The 19,971-nt window shown below is 65.8% G+C and carries 21 protein-coding genes; 12 read left to right on the plus strand and 9 right to left on the minus strand.

Annotated features, from left to right (window positions below; genetic code table 11):
- Positions 1-850: hypothetical protein (locus ON21_RS33305; protein ID WP_306307730.1), on the plus strand; the 850-nt coding region annotated here is incomplete at its 5' end.
- Positions 851-2,368: 1,518 nt separating this feature from the next.
- On the opposite strand, the gene ON21_RS33315 is transcribed toward ON21_RS33305, so the two are convergent.
- From ON21_RS33315 to ON21_RS33325, 3 genes are read right to left on the minus strand one after another with little or no spacing between them, the layout of a single operon-like run.
- Positions 2,369-3,028, minus strand: coding sequence for a 3-oxoacid CoA-transferase subunit B (locus ON21_RS33315; protein WP_039804758.1), 660 nt, complete (start codon positions 3,026-3,028; stop codon positions 2,369-2,371).
- The gene (locus ON21_RS33320) at positions 3,025-3,681 is read right to left on the minus strand and encodes a 3-oxoacid CoA-transferase subunit A (protein WP_039804798.1); all 657 of its coding nucleotides are present in this window, start codon (positions 3,679-3,681) and stop codon (positions 3,025-3,027) included. The genes ON21_RS33315 and ON21_RS33320 overlap by 4 nt, the downstream gene beginning before the upstream one ends.
- Positions 3,681-4,871, minus strand: coding sequence for a thiolase family protein (locus ON21_RS33325; RefSeq protein ID WP_039804760.1), 1,191 nt, complete (start codon positions 4,869-4,871; stop codon positions 3,681-3,683). The genes ON21_RS33320 and ON21_RS33325 overlap by 1 nt, the downstream gene beginning before the upstream one ends.
- An 82-nt stretch (positions 4,872-4,953) precedes the next feature.
- Between ON21_RS33325 and ON21_RS33330 the strand changes: the two genes are divergently transcribed.
- Positions 4,954-5,901: a LysR substrate-binding domain-containing protein gene (locus ON21_RS33330; RefSeq protein WP_039804762.1), complete on the plus strand. Its 948-nt coding sequence runs from the start codon at positions 4,954-4,956 to the stop codon at positions 5,899-5,901.
- 140 nt (positions 5,902-6,041) lie between these two features.
- Here ON21_RS33330 and ON21_RS41190 read toward each other — a convergent pair whose 3' ends face one another.
- The 5 genes from ON21_RS41190 to ON21_RS33355 form a co-directional block, all read right to left on the minus strand.
- Complete coding sequence (locus tag ON21_RS41190; RefSeq protein WP_444543669.1) at positions 6,042-6,965, minus strand: transposase; 924 nt, start codon at positions 6,963-6,965, stop codon at positions 6,042-6,044.
- Between the two features lie 107 nt (positions 6,966-7,072).
- Positions 7,073-7,438 (minus strand): SRPBCC family protein, encoded by a 366-nt coding sequence (locus ON21_RS33340; protein WP_157171148.1) that lies wholly within the window; start codon positions 7,436-7,438, stop codon positions 7,073-7,075.
- 282 nt (positions 7,439-7,720) lie between these two features.
- Positions 7,721-9,496 carry an oleate hydratase gene (locus tag ON21_RS33345; protein ID WP_039804766.1) on the minus strand — a complete coding sequence of 592 codons (1,776 nt, stop codon included), beginning with the start codon at positions 9,494-9,496 and terminating at the stop codon, positions 7,721-7,723.
- Between the two features lie 26 nt (positions 9,497-9,522).
- Positions 9,523-10,383 (minus strand): 3-hydroxyacyl-CoA dehydrogenase, encoded by an 861-nt coding sequence (locus tag ON21_RS33350; RefSeq protein WP_039804768.1) that lies wholly within the window; start codon positions 10,381-10,383, stop codon positions 9,523-9,525.
- 60 nt (positions 10,384-10,443) lie between these two features.
- Entirely contained in the window at positions 10,444-11,097 is a 654-nt protein-coding gene (locus tag ON21_RS33355; protein WP_051021647.1) for a TetR/AcrR family transcriptional regulator, read from the minus strand.
- Between the two features lie 299 nt (positions 11,098-11,396).
- Between ON21_RS33355 and ON21_RS33360 the strand changes: the two genes are divergently transcribed.
- The 8 genes from ON21_RS33360 (at position 11,397) to ON21_RS33390 (ending at position 17,111) form a co-directional block, all read left to right on the plus strand.
- The gene (locus tag ON21_RS33360) at positions 11,397-11,774 is read left to right on the plus strand and encodes a YciI family protein (RefSeq protein WP_039804803.1); all 378 of its coding nucleotides are present in this window, start codon (positions 11,397-11,399) and stop codon (positions 11,772-11,774) included.
- A 17-nt stretch (positions 11,775-11,791) separates the two neighbouring features.
- The gene (locus ON21_RS33365; protein ID WP_039804804.1) at positions 11,792-13,018 is read left to right on the plus strand and encodes an RNA polymerase sigma factor; all 1,227 of its coding nucleotides are present in this window, start codon (positions 11,792-11,794) and stop codon (positions 13,016-13,018) included.
- Positions 13,019-13,118: 100 nt separating this feature from the next.
- A complete protein-coding gene (locus tag ON21_RS39100) occupies positions 13,119-13,265 on the plus strand; it encodes a hypothetical protein (protein WP_157171149.1) in 147 nt (48 codons plus the stop codon).
- Positions 13,266-13,641: 376 nt separating this feature from the next.
- Entirely contained in the window at positions 13,642-14,064 is a 423-nt protein-coding gene (locus tag ON21_RS39105; RefSeq protein WP_051021649.1) for an SgcJ/EcaC family oxidoreductase, read from the plus strand.
- A 2-nt stretch (positions 14,065-14,066) separates the two neighbouring features.
- Positions 14,067-15,008, plus strand: a complete 942-nt coding sequence (locus ON21_RS33375; RefSeq protein ID WP_039804770.1) for an LLM class F420-dependent oxidoreductase — start codon at positions 14,067-14,069, stop codon at positions 15,006-15,008.
- A gap of 25 nt (positions 15,009-15,033) precedes the next feature.
- Positions 15,034-15,567: a dihydrofolate reductase family protein gene (locus ON21_RS33380; RefSeq protein WP_039804772.1), complete on the plus strand. Its 534-nt coding sequence runs from the start codon at positions 15,034-15,036 to the stop codon at positions 15,565-15,567.
- 19 nt (positions 15,568-15,586) lie between these two features.
- Positions 15,587-15,892: a hypothetical protein gene (locus ON21_RS39110; RefSeq protein ID WP_157171150.1), complete on the plus strand. Its 306-nt coding sequence runs from the start codon at positions 15,587-15,589 to the stop codon at positions 15,890-15,892.
- A 238-nt stretch (positions 15,893-16,130) separates the two neighbouring features.
- Positions 16,131-17,111: a hypothetical protein gene (locus ON21_RS33390; protein WP_157171151.1), complete on the plus strand. Its 981-nt coding sequence runs from the start codon at positions 16,131-16,133 to the stop codon at positions 17,109-17,111.
- 260 nt (positions 17,112-17,371) lie between these two features.
- Here the strand turns inward: ON21_RS33390 and ON21_RS33395 are convergent, their stop codons facing one another.
- Positions 17,372-18,010 carry a winged helix-turn-helix transcriptional regulator gene (locus tag ON21_RS33395; protein ID WP_039804777.1) on the minus strand — a complete coding sequence of 213 codons (639 nt, stop codon included), beginning with the start codon at positions 18,008-18,010 and terminating at the stop codon, positions 17,372-17,374.
- A 94-nt stretch (positions 18,011-18,104) separates the two neighbouring features.
- On the opposite strand from ON21_RS33395, the gene ON21_RS33400 reads away from it, so the two are divergent.
- Both ON21_RS33400 and ON21_RS41195 read left to right on the plus strand, forming a co-directional pair.
- Positions 18,105-18,980 carry an SDR family oxidoreductase gene (locus ON21_RS33400; protein WP_039804779.1) on the plus strand — a complete coding sequence of 292 codons (876 nt, stop codon included), beginning with the start codon at positions 18,105-18,107 and terminating at the stop codon, positions 18,978-18,980.
- 257 nt (positions 18,981-19,237) lie between these two features.
- The gene (locus tag ON21_RS41195; protein WP_373281174.1) at positions 19,238-19,960 is read left to right on the plus strand and encodes a recombinase family protein; all 723 of its coding nucleotides are present in this window, start codon (positions 19,238-19,240) and stop codon (positions 19,958-19,960) included.
- The last annotated feature ends 11 nt before the right edge of the window (positions 19,961-19,971 follow it).

Here is a 19,971-nt window from a genome sequence, read left to right on the forward strand (position 1 = left end):
CGCGAATTCAGCCTCGACACACCGACTCCCGTCACTGCTGCGGCTTGACACGGTCATTGAGAGTCCGATCGACATCCGCGCGACCATCGGACAGCGCGAAGTCACGCGCGAGCAGGTGCTCGCGTGGGAATCGCGACGGGCCGACGCCGTACTCACCAAGTTCGCCAGACGCCTGGGCCCACTCGGGGCCGCCGAAATCCTGCCCGGTCACACCATCGACCAATTGCGCGGCGCGCCACTGGCTCTGCGCCGATCCGCGCTGCTCTCGCTCAAGACCCAGCTGGGACACGCCGGGATCTACGCCATGCTCAAGCGGGAGCTGGCGGTCTCCGAACGGCTGACCCGCGCCGGGGTCGCGACGAGCAGGGGCCGAGTCAAATACGCGGTCACCCGCCTGCGCGCGCCGGGACTGTCCGCTACGCGGTTCGCCGAATGGTTACACAACCTGATCGTCATCGACGACGAGACCGAGATGAACGCCGCCTGTCCGGACCACTACCTGCTGCGCGGGCTCCCCGACGGCCGCCAGGAGGTCGTCGAGACCACCGGCGGCTCCCCCGCCGCGTCACGATTCCTGGTCGACTACGAGCGCACCGCGCATGTCACCGTCCCGGTCGACCCGGCCTATCCCGTTCAGATCGCCGGCACTGCCATTCTCGACGACGGGCTGGCTATCGGTGGCGTCCGCCACCAGTTCCGCGATGACGACGGCACGCTCGATGCGCTGCTGACCGTGCAGTTCCCCGCATCTGTGCCCGGCAGGAACATCCACCAGCACCAGTGGCACCTGGCCTGCGAGTTCAGCAATTGGATGATCGCGTCAGCACCCTTCGCCGGGAGGACACGATGACCCTGACGACCGAACCCCCACCCCGCCGTGGAGGTCCCGACGTCTCGGCGGGCGGGCCCACTCGCCTTCGCCACTACGTTGCCTTGGGCGGCAGCCAGAGCGAGGGCCTCGGGGACAGAGAGATCACACCGGGCTCGTGGGCCTGGCCGACCGGCTCGCCGCGAGCATGGCGCGGTCCAGTCCCACCCCGCCCTGCAGTACGCCGACCTCGTTCATGAATCACAGCCACCGCGCCGGCGTTCACGGCATCCCTGTCCAAATCAACAGTTCATCTGCCTACCACCGTCCTGGTCGTTGAGCACTCAGACGCGAACCCACGCGCTCAGCGGCGGGTAATCCGCGCCGAAAACGCTTGCGTCACAATAACTACGGGGATTCCTGATGCTCGATGACAGCGCCGACGTTGCGTACCACCCAAGCTGCCGCGGCGCCGTGGCACATTAACCGAGCGGCTGGTCACAGCGGCGGCTCGGGACAGTCTTTTCGGTTCCGACGGTCTTCGGAACGGAACTGGCTCGTCCGTGTCTCGGACGACCGGAGTGCTGCGTCTGGACGCCATCGCGCGTTACCTCAGCGATCTGGGTCTCGAACATTTCGACACAGTCCCCGGCGGTGACCGCCATCCGTACTGGATGGTCGGCGCACCACCATCGAGGTCCACACGCCGGTGAAGTTGGGCGATCGGGTACACCTGCGCCGGTGGCCTGCGGGGCTGTCGAGTCAGTGGTTGAGCGCACGCGTGCAGATCCGCAGCCAGGCAGGCGGCTTGATCGAGGCCGAGTAGTTCCTTGCCTGCGTCGATGCGCAGCACAGCCGGGCGACCCAGATGACCGACGCGTTCATCACGGCGATGACCGACCCAGCGATTACCGCGCGACTGCGCTGGGAGCCAACAATGCAGATCGTCGCGAACTCACCGACACTGCGACACCCGTTCTCGCTGCGCTGCTCCGATCTGTCTGCCTCAGGGCTCGCCGGGCATACCCTGTCTTGGCACGGAATCGTCGAGGCCCTGTCGGAAGAACCCGACATCGGGCGCCAACCACCCCGGGCAACTGTCGAGCATCTAAGCCCAGTGCAGTCCAGTCCAGTGATCAACCCACGCTGGCCCCATCGCGCACAGGCTCCGGACTTCACCAGCAGCTCGAGGTCGACGGCGTGGTGAAATCCCTCGCCCACGTCATGAGTACCGAAGATTCGGCCATCGATCCACACCGAGCAGCGACCGGAAGTCAACACTCGCTCGCGGCCCATGGCCTGACACCCTCCGGCAGAGAAGAAATGGACAGCGAACAGCAACAGCTCCTGAACCTGGCCTGACCTGGTAACCCTTCGGCGGACCACCTGAAGAACGCATTCTGCGCACCTACGGTGCAGCGTCGGCATCGGACTGCAGTGAAAACCACTCATCAGTGGGCCCTGAGGGGATCGTCGGAAAGATCTCAGCGTGACGCTGTCGCCCGGCGACGCACTGCGCTGCGGCTGTGACAACTCGGGCAGCGATGAACCGGTCGAGATCTACCGGTCACCCATTGCTCGTCGGCGTCGTAGGGGCATGTCCAGGCGGCCGGCCAGTTCCGGGAGGGCGATGCCGAAGGTGTCGCGCACGACGACTGCGTCGGGTTGGATGTCGAAGACCGCGAGGTCGGTGTAGACCCGGGAGACGCAGCCGACTCCGGTGAGGGGGTAGGTGCAGGTCGGGACCAGTTTGGGAGTGCCGTCTTTGGTGAACAGTGTCATCATCACGAAGATCTGTTTGGCTCCGATGGCCAGATCCATCGCGCCGCCGACCGCGGGGATGGCGTCGGGTGCGCCGGTGTGCCAGTTGGCCAGGTCACCGGTCGCGGAGACCTGGAAGGCGCCGAGCACGCACACGTCGAGGTGGCCGCCGCGCATCATGGCGAAGGAGTCGGCGTGGTGGAAGTAGGCGCTTCCGGGGAGTTCGGTGACGGGGATCTTGCCCGCGTTGGTGAGGTCGGAATCAATGTCGTCACCTATCGCTGCGGGGCCCATGTTGAGCATGCCGTTCTCGGTGTGCAGTACCACGCCGGAGTTGGCGGGGAGGTGATCGGCGACGGTGGTGGGCTGGCCGATGCCGAGGTTGACATAGGAACCTGGCGGGATGTCCTTGGCGATCAGGGCCGCGATCTGATCCTTGCTGAGCGGGCCGGTGTTCATACCGCGACCACCTTGTCGACGTAGAGGCTGGGGGTGACGACCGTTTCGGGGTCCAGGACACCGGTTTCGACGACCTCCTTGACTTGGACGATGGTCGTGGTGGCGGCGGTCGCCATGACCGGGCCGAAGTTGCGGGCGGTCTTGCGGTAGACCAGGTTGCCCATACGATCGGCCCGGTAGGCGCCGATGAGGGCGACGTCCCCGCTCAGGGGATACTCCAGAACGTAAGTGCGGCCGCCGATCTCGCGGGTCTCTTTTCCCTCGCTGAGTTGGGTGCCGACACCGGTGGGGCAGAAGAACGCGCCGATCCCCGCACCCGCCGCACGAATGCGTTCGGCGAGGTTGCCCTGCGGCACGACCTCGAGTTCGATCTGTCCGGCCCGGTAGAGGCTGTCGAAGACCCACGAGTCGGACTGGCGAGGGAACGAGCAGATCACCTTGCGAACCCGCTTGGCTGCCAGCAGGGCGGCAAGGCCGGTGTCGCCGTTGCCCGCGTTGTTCGATACCACCGTCAGATCGGTGGCGCCCTGGTCGATGAGAGCTTCGATGAGCTGCACGGGCATGCCCGCCATGCCGAAACCGCCGATCAGAACGGTGCTGCCGTCGGTGATCCCGGCGACCGCCGCCGCGGTGGTCTCGCAGATGTCCACCATCACCACACCTCCCGCATGTTCTCGAGCACGACCGCCAGTCCCTGACCGACGCCGATGCAGATCGCGGCGACACCCCACCGCTGCCCGGACTCGACGAGACGGTGCGCCAAAGTCCCCACGATCCGCGCGCCCGAAGCACCCAGAGGATGGCCGATCGCGATGGCGCCGCCCTTGGCATTGACGATCTCCGGATCGGCCAGTCCCTGCGCGAGCCAGGCATCGACACAAGCCAGCGACTGCACCGCGAAAGCCTCGTTGAGCTCCACCGCCGACACATCAGCCCAGCCGATCCCCGCGCGAGCCAGCGCCCGGTTGGCTGCCTCCACCGGTGCGTAGCCGAAGTCCTGCGGATCCAGCGCGTAGGTCCCCCGGCCCGCGATGCGAGCCAGCGGATCGACACCCAAATCGGCTGTCTTGCTGGCGAGCAGGACTGCGGCCGCGCCGTCGTTGAGCGGGGAAGCGTTCCCGGCAGTGATCGACCCGTCGGTCCGGAACGCCGGTTTCAATCCGGCCAGCTTCTCGGCGGTGGAGTCGGGACGGATGCCCTCGTCGCGGGCCAGGCCACCGAACGCGACCACGAGGTCGTCGTAGAAGCCCGCCTCCCATGCCGCGTCCGCCAACCGGTGTGAGCGGGCGGCGAACTCGTCCTGGCGGTCACGGGATACCCCGAACCGCTGCGCGAGTTGTTCGTTGCACTCACCCAGCGAGACCGTCCACTCCGCGGGCATCTTGTCGTTGACCAGCCGCCAGCCCAGCGTGGTCGAGACCGCGGTGACGTGTCCGGCGGGAAAGGCCCGCACAGGCTTCGGCAGCACCCACGGTGCCCGCGTCATCGACTCCACTCCCCCGGCCACGACCACCTCCGCGTCACCGGTCTCGATGGTCCGCGAGGCGCTCATCACCGCATCCAGCGATGAGCCGCACAGCCGGTTCACCGTGGTCGCCGGCACCCCGGTCGGCAACCCGGCCAGCAGCACCGCCATCCGGCCGACGTTGCGATTGTCCTCACCGGCCTGATTCGCACAGCCCCAGATCACATCCCCCACCGCGTCGGGGTTCAGATGTGGTGCTTTGGCGAGCACGCCGGTCAGGGCCGCGGCGGCCAGGTCATCGGGGCGCTGGTCCGCCAGCGCACCCCCGAGCCGCCCGAACGGCGTGCGCGCCGCGGCATAGACGAAGGAATCGGTCACGCCTCGACGCTAAACACCACGATTGATGCAGTCCAATACTCATTTCATGCGTATTGATAAGTAGCAGCGATAGGATTGCTGTGTGGACTTCGACCTGCGGACCCTGCGCTATTTCCTCGCCCTCGCCGACGAGCGTCATTTCGGCCGAGCCGCAGCCCGCGTCCACATCGCCCAACCCGCGTTATCCCAGCAGATCAAACAGCTCGAAACCCAACTCGGGGTTCAGCTGTTCGACCGCTCGACCCGCCGCGTCGAGATCACCCCCGCGGGCGAACGCTTCACCGAACACGCCCGGCGGATCGAGGCGGCATGCGCACGCGCCAGCGACGACATGGCGGCATTCGCCCGCGGCAGCGCAGGCCGCGTCTCGGTCGGCTTCATCGGCACCGCCACCTACGACGTCCTCCCCCGCCTCACCCGGATGGTCCGCACCGAACTCCCCGACATCGACCTGCAAGTGCGCGGCGAACTGCTGTCCCCGCAACTGCTCGACGGTCTGGCCACCGGGGAATACGACCTGGCACTGGTTAGGCCCCAACCGGCCTCCGAACCGAGACCCGTTCGAGGACTCCACCGCCTCCTCGCACCGAGCCTCGACGCGCCGAACATCGTGCTCGAAACACTGCGCACCGAACACCTTCTCGCCGTCCTCCCCGTCAACCACCCACTCGCCCACACCGATCCGGTCGATCTCGCCGCCCTGGGCGGCGAAACCTTCATCACCCACCCCTCCGGTGACCGATCCACCATGCACCACCTGGTACTCGACGCATGCGCACGCGCCGGATTCCGACCTCCCGTCCTGGAAGTCAGCGAAACAGCGACCCTCGCCGTCTCCGTAGCCGCCGGCCTCGGCGTCGCCCTCGCCCCCGAACCCGTCCGCAGCCTCGGCCTCGACGGCGTCACCTACCGACCACTCCGGCAGCCGGAAACGGTCGACCTCGTGCTGGCCCGACGAGAAACGGAAACCTCGCCCGGCGTAGCAGCCGTCGCCACACTGGCCCGAGCCGCGACCAGAGATTCCGCTTGAAAAGATCCCTCAGCTATCCGAATAAATGTACGAAGACCTCCGAACCTTCGTAACAGGCAGGTCCCGTGACCCGTCCGCGGCACTCGCCCACAGGGGAGTGTCGGATAGACGGCTCTGGCTCACTTCCGGTGGTGCCCGGGCTATGCGAGCAGGATGCGGTGCCGAAGTAGTGGAAAACTGGCCCGGCCATACATTTGTCGCTTGATCAGTTTGGTTTTGGTGTTGACGCCTTCGATGGGGCCGTTGCTGTAGGGCACGGTCAGACCGGCGACCGCGGCGTCGTGGTCCTGGTCGAGGCCGCGAAGGAAAGGGCCGAGTTCGGTCAGCCCGGCCTCGCGAACCTGCTTCATCCACTCGTCGAGATCGCCACCGCGACGTTCGATCAGGATCGCTGCGAACTCGCCGACGAGCCGAGCCAGGTCGGTCATCTCGGGACATGCCCCGACAAGTTCGTCCAGATGAGCGCGGCGTCCGGAGAGGGTTTCGGACTTGCGGTCGGCCAGGACGTCGATCCGTTGGTGAGTGACAGCGTCGATCACCGCTGTGCCGTAATGGTTTCGGCGGCGCAGGGCGAAGTCGTACACGCTGACCACCTGCGGGACCGGCCGGTGCGGCAGTGGGATCGCCAGCAGTATCCGCACCGCGGTATGTCGGGACAATCGAACCGGCAACGCGGCCAGCACGCGGACCGCAGCCCGACCGGCCAGTTCTTTCACGATTGCCCGCACCTGGCCGGTCAGTCGGGTCGTTCGCCGTTGGTAGCGTTCGAGCAGCCCGGGTACCTGTTCACGGAAAGTTCTGCAGCACTGCGGTGTCGGGCAAACCAGTCGTCGAACCCGTACCCGGACGATCACCACGCGACCGTCGGCGGGCAGGTCGGCGACGGTCCGGTGGTGGTAGCTGTGGACTTTCTCCGACTCCTCACCACAGCGTGAGCACACCGCCGGGCCGGGCGCTGTCCGGGCCCGCACTACGAGCTTCCAGCCCTCCTCGACAACCTCGTCGATCACCAGCGCCGACAAACCCGAGAACATCAGCCCGACAGCAACATCCGCCTCACCCACCCAGGCATCGTGCCGTCAGGCGACCACGCTCAGCCACCGGAAGTGAGCCAGAGCCGTTGTCTTTACAGTCCCGCCCAGCGGGCCGACTCACCACCGATGTCGCCAGGTCAATGCTGGTCGTGGTAGCCGTTGCGTCTGGCGCAGTGGTGGATTCGGGCTTGACGGGTGGGGTGTGTGCACAGGGATCGCAGTCTCGGCAGGCTGTAGTTGTGCCAGGTGTGTTGTAGGGCGGTGGCGAGCAGGGTGTCGGGGATCCAGGGTGGGGTGTCGAAGTGGATGCGGTAGTCCAGGTGGGTGGTCGGGCCGGTGGTGGTGAGGTGGATGCGGCCGTGGTGGCGGCGCACGGGGCCGCGGATGGTGCGGTACTCGATCAGTCGTGGCCGGTGGTGGGCGGTGATCTGCTCTTGGATCGGCCACAGACCGAGGGCTCGCTGGGCGCGGACGCAGCCGAGTTGATCGGACACTCTGACCACGCCAGTAGGCAAAATTGTCGCGGTAGGCAGGGTGGCGGGGTGCTCAGACCCCCGGGGGAAAGCGGGAATGTGGCGGGCGGTAATCGCGCAGGAGCAACTGCGAGCAGCTCAGCCACAACATGTTCGCGACGCTATCAGGCCGACTAACGTTTGCCAGCGTAGGGCGCCGTGCTGTCGTTGTCGACACCAACATCGTCGCAGACTCGCCCAGACTCAAAATCGGGTTCAGGAGTCCACCGCGACACCGCCGGAGATTCTGGCGGTGCCGCGGTGGTAAACGGCCTACTCGCCGGCGATCAGCCCGAATTCGGCGAGGAGCTCACCGATCTCGCTCTGGCCGAGCTTGTGCAGGATCAGCTTGCGCGCCAGCGGCCCGCCGGGCAGCCCGATCTCCTTGCCGTCGCGCAGCCGGCTGGTCGCCGCGAGCAGCGTGCGGATGTCGTAGGTGGAGTTGAACACTTCGGGCACGCCGCGCTCGATGTCGAGGAGGGTGTAAACCGCTTCCATCGGGGTGCGGACGGAGTATTCGGTGGTGAAGATGCAGTCGCGCTCGGCGGATTCGGCGAACTGGCCGATGAAGGCGAAGTTCACCGAGCCTTCCGGAACCACGTCGGGCCGGTCACCGGCCTGGCGCGGCATGAAGAACGCGGTCACATACGGCATCATCACGGGCACGGTCTTGGCGCCGGTCGCGGCGAGTTCATCGATCTCGTCGAGCGGGACTCCGAGGTGGTAGAGCCATTCCCGGGTGATCTCCTCCCCGGTGCAGTCCTGCATCGGCTTCTTCACGTAATCCCCCGGCACGTCGACGAACAGCGAGTACACCCATACCACGATCTCGTCGGGCGACTGCTGCTTGAAATGCGGCTGGCGGTTGACGGTCCAGGAAAGCAGCCAGCTGGAATCTCGGGCTGTGACGATCCCGCCGGTGACCACCTTGCCGCTGAACGGGTCGCGGCGGGCGATCTTCTCGATGTAGGCCGGAATACGCCGGTCCACCGTGGTGACCGTGGCCGATTCCCACTTCGTCTCTGGGATGTGGTTGCCGAAGACATCGGGCCGCCCGAACGACGGGTCCTTGGCCGCGATGCGCCGCCACAGATCCCAGGCTGGCGCCGGGCCCTCGTCGAGGCGGGCCGGTGTGTGGTGGTCGCCGTTGTCGGAGTTCTCGGTGAGCGAGCCGATGGTCATGAACAGCAGGTCGTCGGCGGTGAGATCGACGGTCGCCGGTTCGCCGTTCCGCACGAGGTGCAGGCGGGTGGCCTGCTTGCGGCCGGTGCCGGCATCGATGTCGAAGTCGACATCGGTGATCTCGGTGGAGAACTCGAACGCGACCCCCTGATCGAGCAGCCAGGTGTACAGCGGCAGCACCAGCGATTCGTACTGGTTGTACTTGGTGAACTTCAGTGCGGAGAAATCGGGCAGCCCGCCGATGTGATGGATGAACCGGTGCAGGTAGAGCTTCATCTCCAGCGCCGAGTGCCATTCCTCGAACGCGAACATCGTCCGCCAGTAGAGCCAGAAGTTGCTTGCCAGGAACTCCTTGCCGAACACCTCGTCGATCCGCTTGTTCTCCATCTCCTCACGGGTAGCGAGGAACACCTTGACGATGTCCTTCTGCGCCTTATCCGACAGCGCGAACAGGTTGTCGGTATGCGCGTCCTGGCCACGATTGATCGTGGCGCGCTGCAGCGAATAGTTGGGGTCGTCGCGATTGAGCCAGTAGAACTCGTCGAGCACGCTGGCATCGTCGACCTCCAGGGAGGGAATCGAGCGGAACAGGTCCCACAGGCACTCGAAATGGTCTTCCATCTCCCGGCCGCCGCGGATCACGAAACCCCGCTTCGGCTCTTTGATCCCGTCGAGGGCACCACCGGGCAACGCCAGCCGCTCGTAGACGGTGATGTCGGATCCGTTCATCCGGCCGTCCCGGATGAGGAACGCCGCACCGGCCAGCGACGACAGTCCGGCACCGACGAACCGGGCGGTCTTCCCACCCACTTTCGCCGGCTTGCGTGGCCGCGCGAAGGCCTCGTAATTGCCACTGGTGTAACGCATGTCGTGTCCTTTGATCGTCGGATCGGTCAGTTGCCGTAGCTGTAGAACCCCTGACCGGTGCTGATGCCGAGCTTGCCCTTGTCGATGTAGTTCTCCTTCAACCACGCCGCGAGCTTCCGCGCTTCGGCGTCACCGTGGGACAGGATGTTGTAGGGCGTATTGAGCCCGATGACGTCGTACATCTGGAACGGGCCGACCGGGGCGCCGGTACCGATGCGCCACACCTTGTCGACGTCGTGCGGATCGGCGTAACCACCGGCGGCCAACGCGGTCGCGGCGTTGAGGAACGGCACGAGAAGCGAATTGAGCACGTAGCCCGCCTTCTCCTTGTGGACCGGAATCGGCACCATGCCGATCTCGCCGGCGAAAGCCACCACCGCGTCGAAGACCGCGGGATCGGTGTCGGCGGTGCCCATCACCTCGGCGGTGTTGTACTGCCACACCTTGTTCGCGAAATGCAACGCCAGGAAGCGATCCGGACGGCCGGTGGCATCCTTCAGATCACTGGGCAGCAGGGTCGAGGAGTTCGTCGCGAAGACGGTCTTGGCCGGAGCCAGCTCGCCGAGCTTGCGATAGGTCTCGCGCTTGAGTTCGAGAACCTCGGGGATCGCCTCGATCACCAGGTCGGCGTCGGCGACGGCCGAGCCCAGATCCGCCGACAGGGTGATGCGGCTCAGTGCCTGTTCGCCCTTGCCGTCGGCGGCGCCGGCGACATCGTCGGCCTTGTAGGCCTGGACCAGTCCGTCGAGGCTGTGCCGAGCGCTGTCGAGGGCTTCCTCGCTGATGTCGTAGGCGATGACCTCGAATCCGCTGTAGGCGGTCTGGAAGGCGATCTGCGCGCCCAGCACACCGGTGCCCAGGACGGTGACCTTCTCGATTGCGGGCATCACTTCTCCTTTGTCGTGAGGGTGTCGACCCTCTCGTTCCGGGTTGTCTCCATGGGCCCGTTACTCGGCTGCATGTGCATCGGGCCCGTTGGTCCACGTCAGGAACCCTGTAACGATCTGCGTGATCTGGGCCCGAAGGTCCTCGGTCATGTCATAGCCGGGGTGCGCGCCGGTGGACAGGCGCGCGATGGCGAGATGGGTGACGGCGAAGACGCTGCCGCTCGCCAGCCGGGCGCGGTCCTCGTCGGTGGGCAGGCCGCGCGCGGCGGCTTCCGCGATCAGGCGGTCGGCGATCGCCGCTTCCAACTCGGCGATCAGCGCCAGTCCCACCGACCGGTGGACGTCGGTCGCCGCGCCGAACAGCAGCTCGCGCTGGTAGACGGCACTGTTCTCGGGGCGCTCGACAGCGCGCTCGACCACCGGAAGGACCAGCCTCGTCACCGCGTCGACGACATCGTCCGAGACAGCCGCGCGTTCCCGGCCCGTGGCGACCGCCCGCCGGAACTCCTCGTTATAGACCATGAGCAGCAGTTCGCTCTTGGACGCCGCGTACCGGAACAGCGTCCCCGCCGCGACATCGGCCCGCTCGGAGATCTCCTGCGTGGTGACGGCGAGAAACCCGCGTTCCTCGAACAGCTGCGCCGCAGCAGCGGCGATCCGCTCGCGCTTCTCCCGCATATTGCGGTCGCGCCGACCCTCGTGCACCGGGATCATGCCATGTCACTCCCTCCAAAACCGAGCGCGCTCATTTTTGACTGTACTCCGATTATCGTTGTGGGCAACCGTCCCGCAGCTGATCTGGCGAGCAGAGCGTCACGCTCGCCACGGCATCAAGTGTCGCGAAACCGCCCGCCTGCCCAGCTGACGGTGAGCTGCGAGCTTCCAAAACGATCCGAAAGTTGCGTTAGGCGCAACTCACGGGGTCGTTGTGGAGAATGCTGTCCAAGTCCGGCGCCGTCGCGCGTCGGGATTACAGGACGTCCGGACGGCGGGTGAACGAGGAGGTTGTGGAGATGTCGCGATACATGTTGTTGCTGTATGCACCAGACGGCGACGAGGCCGAACGGGCACGGCGCTGGGCGCAGCTGCCGCAGTGGGAAGAGCTGCTCGACGAGCTCCGGGAGGCCGGGCACCTGATTGCCAACGCCGCGTTGCATCCGGTGGAAACGGCGACCACGGTCCGTGTGCGGGAAGACGACGTGCATCTGGTCGACGGGCCGTTCGCGACGACCAAGGAGGTGTTGGCCGGGTACTTCCTGATCGAGTGCGCCGATCTCGACCAAGCCCTCGATATCGCGTGCCGGGTGCCGACGGCGCAATATGGGTCGGTGGAGATCAGGCCCGTCGTCGAGCTCCCCGCTCCGGACGTAGATCCCTCGACGCTGCGGTGAGCGGCAATCGAGCAGACATACGCGACGCGGCGGGGCGCACCTTTCGACGCGAACACGCCGCCGTAATCGCGACGCTGATCCGGCAGGTCGGGGACTTCCAACTGGCCGAGGACGCGATCCAGGACGCCTTCGTCGACGCGATGTCGACGTGGCCGCGTGACGGCATACCCGCCAACCCCGGCGCCTGGATCACCACTGCGGCCCGTCGTCGAGCCATCGACCGGATTCGCCGCAGCCACACTCAGCGCGAACGCGACCGCAGGCTCGCTGATCTCGCCCGTATGGACGCGCAAACCCACCCCGACGTACCTCAGCCGGAGGGTATCGTCGACGATCGCCTGCGGCTGATATTCACGTGTTGCCACCCCGCGCTGGACCCAACCGCCCGCGTCGCCCTCACCCTGCGCACGCTCGGCGGACTGGCAACCCGCGACATCGCCCGCGCCTTCCTGGTGACCGAACCGACCATGGGCAAGCGGCTGGTCCGGGCCAAAAGCAAGATCTCTGCAGCGAACATCCCCTACCGGGTGCCGACGCCGGTCGAAATGCCCGGGCGCCTACACGGCGTGCTGCGCGTGCTCTACCTCATCTTCAACGAGGGATACGCAGCCACTGCGGGCGAACACCTCATGCGCGTCGACCTCTGCGAGGAGGCGATTCGGTTGGCGCGCCTCCTGGCCGAACTCATGCCGGACGAAGCCGAGGTATGGGCGCTGCTCGCCTTGATGCTGCTGCACCATGCGCGCAGCGAGACCCGAGTCGACGAGGCAGGCCGCTTCGTGCGCCTCGACGTGCAAGACCGCTCGCGTTGGAACGCGGCTCTGCTCGCCGAAGGGACTGCCGCGCTGCGCCGTTCTCACTCGGCTACACCGGGCGAGTACCACTTGCAAGCCGCCATCGCGGCACTACATATGCCCGATGCCGACACGGACATCGACTGGGCCGCTGTCGCGAAACTGTATGCGACGCTCGCGGAATTGGCGCCGTCGCCGATAGTCCGCATCAATCTCGCCGCCGCGGTGGGCTTCGCCGAAGGCCCCCAGGCGGGCCTGGGCGTCTTGACGCCGCTGCTGTCGGACCCGGCTGTGGCGCGCTACCAGCCGCTGCACGCCACCCATGCCGACCTGGCCGTGCGGTCCGGCGACCTCGCCACAGCCCGCCTCGCGTACCTTCGCGCGCTCGACCTGACCACCAACGCCGTTGAACACGCGGAGCTGCAGCGTCGACTCGACACACTGGGATGAGCATGCGCTGTTTCCCGCCTACCGAGTGCGATGCGGCGGTGGCCGACGTGCAAGCGGGTGAGCGCCCCCGGGCCGTAGTCGGAATTGTGGCGGTGGCGGTGTGTCGCTCGTGGACCGCATCGCCGCCACTCACGCAGCGGTGGACGACATCGCGCGCATCCCGCCGAAAGTCTACGACCGCGTGATGGAGTTCATCGGCCCTCGCCAACTCCGGCGCCGAGTGGCCGATATCGGTGGTCCTGCATGAGTTCGGGCATCTCGTCAAGCAAGTACACGACTCGACCCCGACCGAACAGGAAACTCTCGAATTTCAACGCCTGCAGGATCGAGCTCAGCGCAGCCGCGCCGGCAATCCCAGGCGCAATCAACACATAGACACACCGGGCGAGCTGTTCGCGGAGGGGTTCGTGGCATGGCTACTCGGCCCGGATATGGTGAACGTCCTAGGCAACAACGACAATACGGTCGCACGCGGCATCGAGAAATACGTCGAGCGGCACTTCGGTCCACGCGCTCGACCGGCTTCTCGACGAAATCACTGCGAATCTGTCCAAACGCGGGGGCGTGGGACGACGGGTAGATACCGGCCGATGATCGATCGGCCCGCTACCCGAGGAGCAGCCATGGCAACCAGCTCATCCACGTCCCTGAAAATCGACATCGAGGTGATCCGCGATGTGATCGACGGGATCTACGCTGCGTGGGCCGCAGGCGATGCCGAGCAGTTCGTCGTCCACTATGCCGAAGACGCTACAGCCACCCTGCCCGGCGCCTACCTGAACAGTAAGCAGGCGGTGAAGCAGGCGATGGCCGAGCTATTCGCAGGCCCCTTGCGTGGTTCGCGTGCACAGTACGAAATCGACCAGATCCGCTTCGTCGGCGAGGAAACCGCAGTCGTCAATTCCCGCAGCGTCGCGCGGTACGCCGGGCAGGACGCGCCCGACGACGCCGACTGGAACCGCGACACCTGGGTGCTGCACGCAGTCAGCGAATGGTGGCTCGTCGACGCCTACCACAGTTGCCCCATCTCCGCAGGGGCGCGGTGACCATGAAGCTGAGCGTCTACCTGCCCACCGGATTCGCCTACGACTTCGCCCACCTCGACGACCCCGCAGCGACTTTCGAGTTGCTGACCGAACTCGCCCGGGCTGCCGACGACGGCTCGTGGCACTCCGTCTACGTCGCCGACCACTTCCTCACCTTCCCGCCGTCGCCGTCGTTCGTCTTCGAATGCTGGACCACGCTGGCGGCGTTGGCCCGCGAGACCGAACGGGTACGGATCGGCCCGATGGTCACCGGCAACGGCTACCGCAATCCCGCCTTGCAGGCGAAGATGGCCGCCACCCTGGATGCGCTGTCACACGGACGTTTCACCTTCGGGATCGGCTCGGGATGGTACGAGGAGGACTACCGCGCCTACGGCTACCCATTCGGCACCGCGCACGAGCGACTGGACAAGCTCGGCGAGGCCTTGCAGATCATCCGCTCCATGCTCACCGAGCCGCTGACCAGCCTCGACGGCAAGCACTATCAGGTCGAGGCCGCGATCAACGAGCCCAAGGGCGTTCAGACGCCCCACATCCCAATGCTGATCGCGGGCGGGGGCGAGAAAGTCACGCTGCGTTTAGTGGCCCAGTACGGCGATGCATGCAACGTGCACGAATCGCCGGACGGTCTCCGACGCAAGTACAGCCTGATCGACAAACATTGTGCCGCCGTCGGCCGCAACCCGGACGAGATCTGGCGCACCTCGACCACTTACTACGTTGTGGCAGACACCGACGACGAGGCGCGCGCCAAGGTTCCCGAGTGGGCGCCCGCGGTATTTCCCGGCGACATCGGCGAATACGGCCTGATCGGCACCCCCGACACCATCCGTGAACGCCTCGTCGCCTACGAAAACGCAGGCGTCCAAGAACTGTTGGTGAGCTTCCACGACAACACCAACCCCCAGGCGATCCGCGATTTCGCCGCGGCTTTCCTGTCTTGACCACCGAACCGAAAGGATTCGTTCTATGGGCACCATAGTTCAGTCGACCCTGATCTCTATCGACGGGGTCGTCGACGACCCCGGCTCCTGGGCCATGAGTTACTTCGACGATGACAGCGGCCGCGACGCAGTCGAACTCCTGAGACAGAGCGACGCGATGCTGCTGGGGCGCAACACCTATCGCGAGCTCGTCGCTCGGTGGGCGTCCGAGACAGGCCCCTTCGCCGAGGCGATCAACGGCATCCCGAAGTACATCTTCTCCCGTACCCTCGCCACGGCGGCCTGGGCGAACGCCGAAATCGTCACCGACGACGTGATCCAAACCGTCGCTCGACTCAAGAACGAAGAGAATCGCAACTTGGTGACCTACGGCTACGGCCCGCTTGGCCGGACGCTCCTGGAAAACGGACTGCTCGACGAACTGCGCTTCGCAGTCCACCCCATCATCGTCGGAAATCCCACAGCGCCGTTCCGCACAAACCCCCGCACCCCTCTGCGCCTGGTCGACCCCCGGTCCCGCCGATCCGGCGTGACCGTCATGATCTATCGCACGAAATAAGAACCTACGTGGCCTGCCGATGCGAGTCCTGTTCACCGGCGGCCAAGCTGGTGACAATCCGCAGATCCTGCCGCTGCTGGACGGGATCAGCGTGGCCCGGCCCGGACCGGGTCGGCCACGCATGCGGCCTGAGGTGGTCATCGCGGACAAGGGATACTCTCACCCATCGACGGGCCGCTTTGCGGCGACGGCAGGTCCGGTTCGTCAGTCCCGAGCGCGACCACGCCGAACCAACCATCGCCGCGATCATCCTGTGGTTGCGGTGAATTACAGGACAGACGCACGGGCATGTTCGAACGCAGGCGGGTCTTCCGGGTGGGAGTGACCGCATCGGCTTTCGGGGCGTTGCCCGCCGACTGTGCCGCCCGGGTGTACGAGATCGCGTTCTCCACCGGACAACGGGTGCTGGTGCACGAGGTATTCGCCCCCGCGTTGTGCCCACTGGGTCACCCGCCGGCAGCCGGAAGTGGTACGCGATCCGCGCTCACTGACCGCCGTGACGATCGTTGAGTACCTATCGAGTGCTGATGTCAGGGGGTCGCGGAGTGGATAGGTTCCTGTCGATGAAGTTAACCCGGGTTGGATTGATGGTGCTGGCCGGAGTGGCGGTTGTCGCGATAACGGCAGTCGCGCTGCTGTCTATCGCGTCGATGACGAAAACGGTGCAGCGGGACAACGAAGCGGGGCAGGACTCCGGTCTGCCCTCGAAGGCCTTCGCGCGAGACGCAGCGTTGAACGCCGCCAAGGAGGTGGCCGTCGCCGTGGTGGGCATGGACGCCGAGCGTATCGACGATTCGATGCGCACAATGCGATCGAAGATGACCGGATCTCTCCGCGAAGCTTTCGACAGCAACGCCGAGAGAATGAAACAAGCTGCTTCGCAGTCGAAGTCGTCGATCTTCGCGAGCCCGCTCGTTGCCGCGCTCGCGGAGCTCGACGACGGTGGGACGCGGGCCAAAGCCATCGTCGTGCTCGAACAGAGAACGAGCACCGACAGGCAGGCGCGTGCCGCTACGTATGTGCTGTCGCTGGCCAAGGAGGGGGGAGATTGGAAAGCAGACGATCTGCAGCCCATCGGCACACCACGAATGGCCGCTGACGTTCGCGCAGGTCCGCTCGCCATCTTCGGCGAAACACCGGCCAAGATCGACAATGACGCCTTCGTCGTCGACGCTGCCACCCGCGAGGTGAAGACGGCCGCAGCCGAGGCCCTACAGACGATGTACACCTACGACTACCGGCTGATCGACGAGCATCGGTCCAAGGTCTCTGCACTACTGACCTATCCGCTGCTGCAGATATTCGAGGCGTCCAGCGACGACCTCCTCGAGGGGGTCACTGCGACGCAAGCCAAGCAGACCGTGAAGGTGGATCCAGTCGGCTTGGTCGATCTCCGCGGCGACAGGGCCGACCTGCTGCTCGTTGTGGAGATCAGTGCGTCGAAGGTCGGAGCGGCGTCCGAACTCACGAGGGGAACCCTGGCGGCTCGGATGGTCAAGGTCTCCGGCAAATGGCTCCTGTCTGAGCTTCTCGACATCGCCTGATCACAACACGCTCCACCGGCGGCATGCGATAGATGACCGTGTACACGTCGACTCGGCTAACGCACATGGCCGGCGCTCTCGGCGGCTACGACGTCGTCGGCTCCGCAGCCCTGGAAGGGGTCCCGGTAGTAACCGCGCGAAAAACAACACATATGGCTGGACCAGCAGCGATGGCGTTGTGATCGGTTCGGGCTGCGGGCTGGTGCGGTAGGGTGCTCGGCTTGGCTGCCGATGAGGTTGGTCGGGCCCCCGGCATTGCATCAGTGACCGGTGAGCAGCCGTTCGGCGGCGTTCCGGTCGCCTTGAATCGCCAGTCGGCCGTCGCCGAGTGCGTCGGCGAATGGTTCGCGGTGCTTGATGACCGCGGTGAGCGTGGAAAGTTCCGAATCGATCGTGACGTCGGGGTCGCACGGCTCGGAACGCTCGACTCGGATTGCTGAGCCGTCGACGACGACGATCGAATACACGTCATCGGCAATCCGCACACGGTAGCGTCCAGCCGGAGGCAGCGCGCCACTGCTGAAGCGTGCCTTGAGGTGCAGTATGAGGGCGTCGGGGCTGAACCAGCCGTCTTGATCCAACATCGGTGAGGAACGCGCCCAGCCGCCGATCGCCAAGATGATCGGCTCCAGCTCGTAGCCCCAGTCGGTCAGCCCCCAGACCCATGCGTTGGTGGGCGCGCCGAGCTTGCGGTGCTGGACCAGTCCGTCCTGCTCCATCAGTTTCAGCCGGAGCGAAAGGGCGTTGGAGTTGGCTTGCAGCAAGCCGCTTCGCAGCACGTTGAACCGCTTGGGTCCCAAGAGCAGCTCGCGCACGATGAGCAAGGTCCAGCGTTCGCCGATCAGCTCCAGACCATGCGCGACCGCGCAACCTTCTCCGTAGCCGCGACGACCTTCCATGCCGAGCAGCCTACCACTCCGGTCCTCACATGTGAGTTGACGCTAAATTATTAGGATCATACAGTTAATTTTTAGGACTTACTGAGGAGCTCCGATGCTTTTGATCACTGGCGCCAACGGCCTCAACGGACGGGCGATGGTCAAGGAATTCGCCCGCCGAGGACAAGCGGTGCGCGTGCTCGTCCGGAATGCCGGCCGGATCGGCGACCTGGGAAAACTCGCCGGTGTCGAGGTCGTCGAGGGCGACCTACTGCGCCCCCAGACCCTCGCCCCGGCTCTCGAGGGTGTCGAACGCGCCATGTTGATCTCCTCGGCGGACGCCACCATGGTCGAAGCCCAATGCACATTCATCGACGCCGCGCGCACCAAAGGCGTAAAGCACATCATCAAGTTCTCCGGACTGGAGTCCGGCATCGGATTCGACCCGGACAACTTCCGCTTCACCCGTAACCACAAGCAGATCGAGCGATATCTGGAAGCTTCCGGCGTCGCCTGGACGCACCTGCAGCCGAGTCAGTTCATGCAGGTCTACCTCCGTGAGGCGCGCTCCATCGCCGCTCATGGCGAGCTGGCTTTGCCGACCGGGCAAATCCGCCTTTCGCCGGTCGACATCCGGGACATCGCGCAGGTAGCCTTCCATCTGCTCACCACCGACGGGCACGAGCAACGCAGCTATCCGATGACCGGCCCACAGGCGCTGACCATGAGCGAAATCGCCGCGACAATCGCGCAGACCACCGGTAAACAGGTCGCCTACGTCGGCATCACCCCCGAGGAGAGGCGAGAGGCCATGCTGGCCGCCGGCGTTCCGGGCAGCCTCGCCGAGGACCTGTACGACCAAGCCGTTGAACGGCTCAAGCACCCAGAGTCGCGCGTCTCCTTGGAGACGCACCAGGCGTTCGGCGTTCGCCCGACAACGTTCGCCGACTTCGCCGCCCACCACGCAGCCGACTTCACTGGATCCAGGTAGGCGGCGCCGGCGCAGCCCTGTGGGGTGCCGGTAAGAATCGTGTCACGTGGTACTTGAAGCGTTGCTACCCACTTGATCCCGCACCTTGGAGCGCCGGACGGTCAGGGGGACCGCAGCCGGAGTGGGCGGAAACGAACGTTCACGAGACACGTTGGGCCCAATTCGTTCCCGCAGGTCGGAGTCCACCGAGAATCTGTAACGGTTGCCGTGTCCGCGCCAACATCAACCCGTCGGGGGTTCGCAATGCACTCCCGCGCATGCGAATCGGCTACGGACGGGTCTCCACCCGCGACCAACATCCCGACGCCCAGCACGACGCGCTCACCGCCGCCGGCTGTGAGGAGATCTTCATCGACAAGTATGTCGACCGTCGAAGACGGCGAATCGCCGCGCGAGCCTGGGCAGCTATGGCGAGGGACAATGCCGCAAATGCGGCGCGCCGATCGACCGCACCGACCAGACAGCGGGGCCGCCCCGAACCTTCTGCGACCGCTGTTGCGCCGAGAAGTACCGATCACACGGGTCGCGGGCTCGAGCGACCGTGCCACCTGTGGACGTCTCCGGGTCGGCCGAGCCTGGCCGATACCCAACGGGCGACCCATGCGGTCGATGCAGCGGGCCGGTCGACCGCAGCGACCAGAAAATGGGGCGTCCGCGGGTCTATTGCCGCGCAGCAGCATCGCGCAAGCAAGGCCCGGCAGCGGTCCCGATCGCGAGCGCGTGTCTTCGCCGAACTGCGGCCCGAGGACATCCTCGGCGAGGACGCCACCCAAGTCGGCCGCGCTGTCGTCGAGCGGCTGATCGCCCGACTGCGCGCCGATTCCGACACCGCCTCCTCTTTGCGGACCGTGGACGGATCGCCCCCAATGCCACACTGCCTGCCCCGCTCGAATCGCGGACTCAGCGGGCCACTGGCATGTCCACTCCGCTACAGCATTCCGACCCATCGCAATGTGGTCACCAAAGTTCGTCGGAACTAATCGGATTCCAA

The organism is Nocardia araoensis NBRC 100135 (genome assembly GCF_000308435.1).
Lineage (GTDB): Bacteria > Actinomycetota > Actinomycetes > Mycobacteriales > Mycobacteriaceae > Nocardia > Nocardia araoensis.

Coding starts and splice junctions, on each gene's coding strand:
- ON21_RS41195 (WP_373281174.1), top strand. CDS start 19,238: ATGCGAATCGGCTACGGACGGGTCTCCACCCGCGACCAACATCCCGAC.
- ON21_RS33320 (WP_039804798.1), bottom strand. CDS start 3,681: ATGGTGGACATCTGCGAGACCACCGCGGCGGCGGTCGCCGGGATCACC.
- ON21_RS39110 (WP_157171150.1), top strand. CDS start 15,587: ATGCGAGTCCTGTTCACCGGCGGCCAAGCTGGTGACAATCCGCAGATC.
- ON21_RS33350 (WP_039804768.1), bottom strand. CDS start 10,383: ATGCCCGCAATCGAGAAGGTCACCGTCCTGGGCACCGGTGTGCTGGGC.
- ON21_RS33355 (WP_051021647.1), bottom strand. CDS start 11,097: ATGATCCCGGTGCACGAGGGTCGGCGCGACCGCAATATGCGGGAGAAG.
- ON21_RS33380 (WP_039804772.1), top strand. CDS start 15,034: ATGGGCACCATAGTTCAGTCGACCCTGATCTCTATCGACGGGGTCGTC.
- ON21_RS33375 (WP_039804770.1), top strand. CDS start 14,067: ATGAAGCTGAGCGTCTACCTGCCCACCGGATTCGCCTACGACTTCGCC.
- ON21_RS33360 (WP_039804803.1), top strand. CDS start 11,397: ATGTCGCGATACATGTTGTTGCTGTATGCACCAGACGGCGACGAGGCC.
- ON21_RS33400 (WP_039804779.1), top strand. CDS start 18,105: ATGCTTTTGATCACTGGCGCCAACGGCCTCAACGGACGGGCGATGGTC.
- ON21_RS33345 (WP_039804766.1), bottom strand. CDS start 9,496: ATGCGTTACACCAGTGGCAATTACGAGGCCTTCGCGCGGCCACGCAAG.
- ON21_RS33395 (WP_039804777.1), bottom strand. CDS start 18,010: ATGGAAGGTCGTCGCGGCTACGGAGAAGGTTGCGCGGTCGCGCATGGT.
- ON21_RS39105 (WP_051021649.1), top strand. CDS start 13,642: ATGGCAACCAGCTCATCCACGTCCCTGAAAATCGACATCGAGGTGATC.
- ON21_RS33315 (WP_039804758.1), bottom strand. CDS start 3,028: ATGAACACCGGCCCGCTCAGCAAGGATCAGATCGCGGCCCTGATCGCC.
- ON21_RS33390 (WP_157171151.1), top strand. CDS start 16,131: ATGAAGTTAACCCGGGTTGGATTGATGGTGCTGGCCGGAGTGGCGGTT.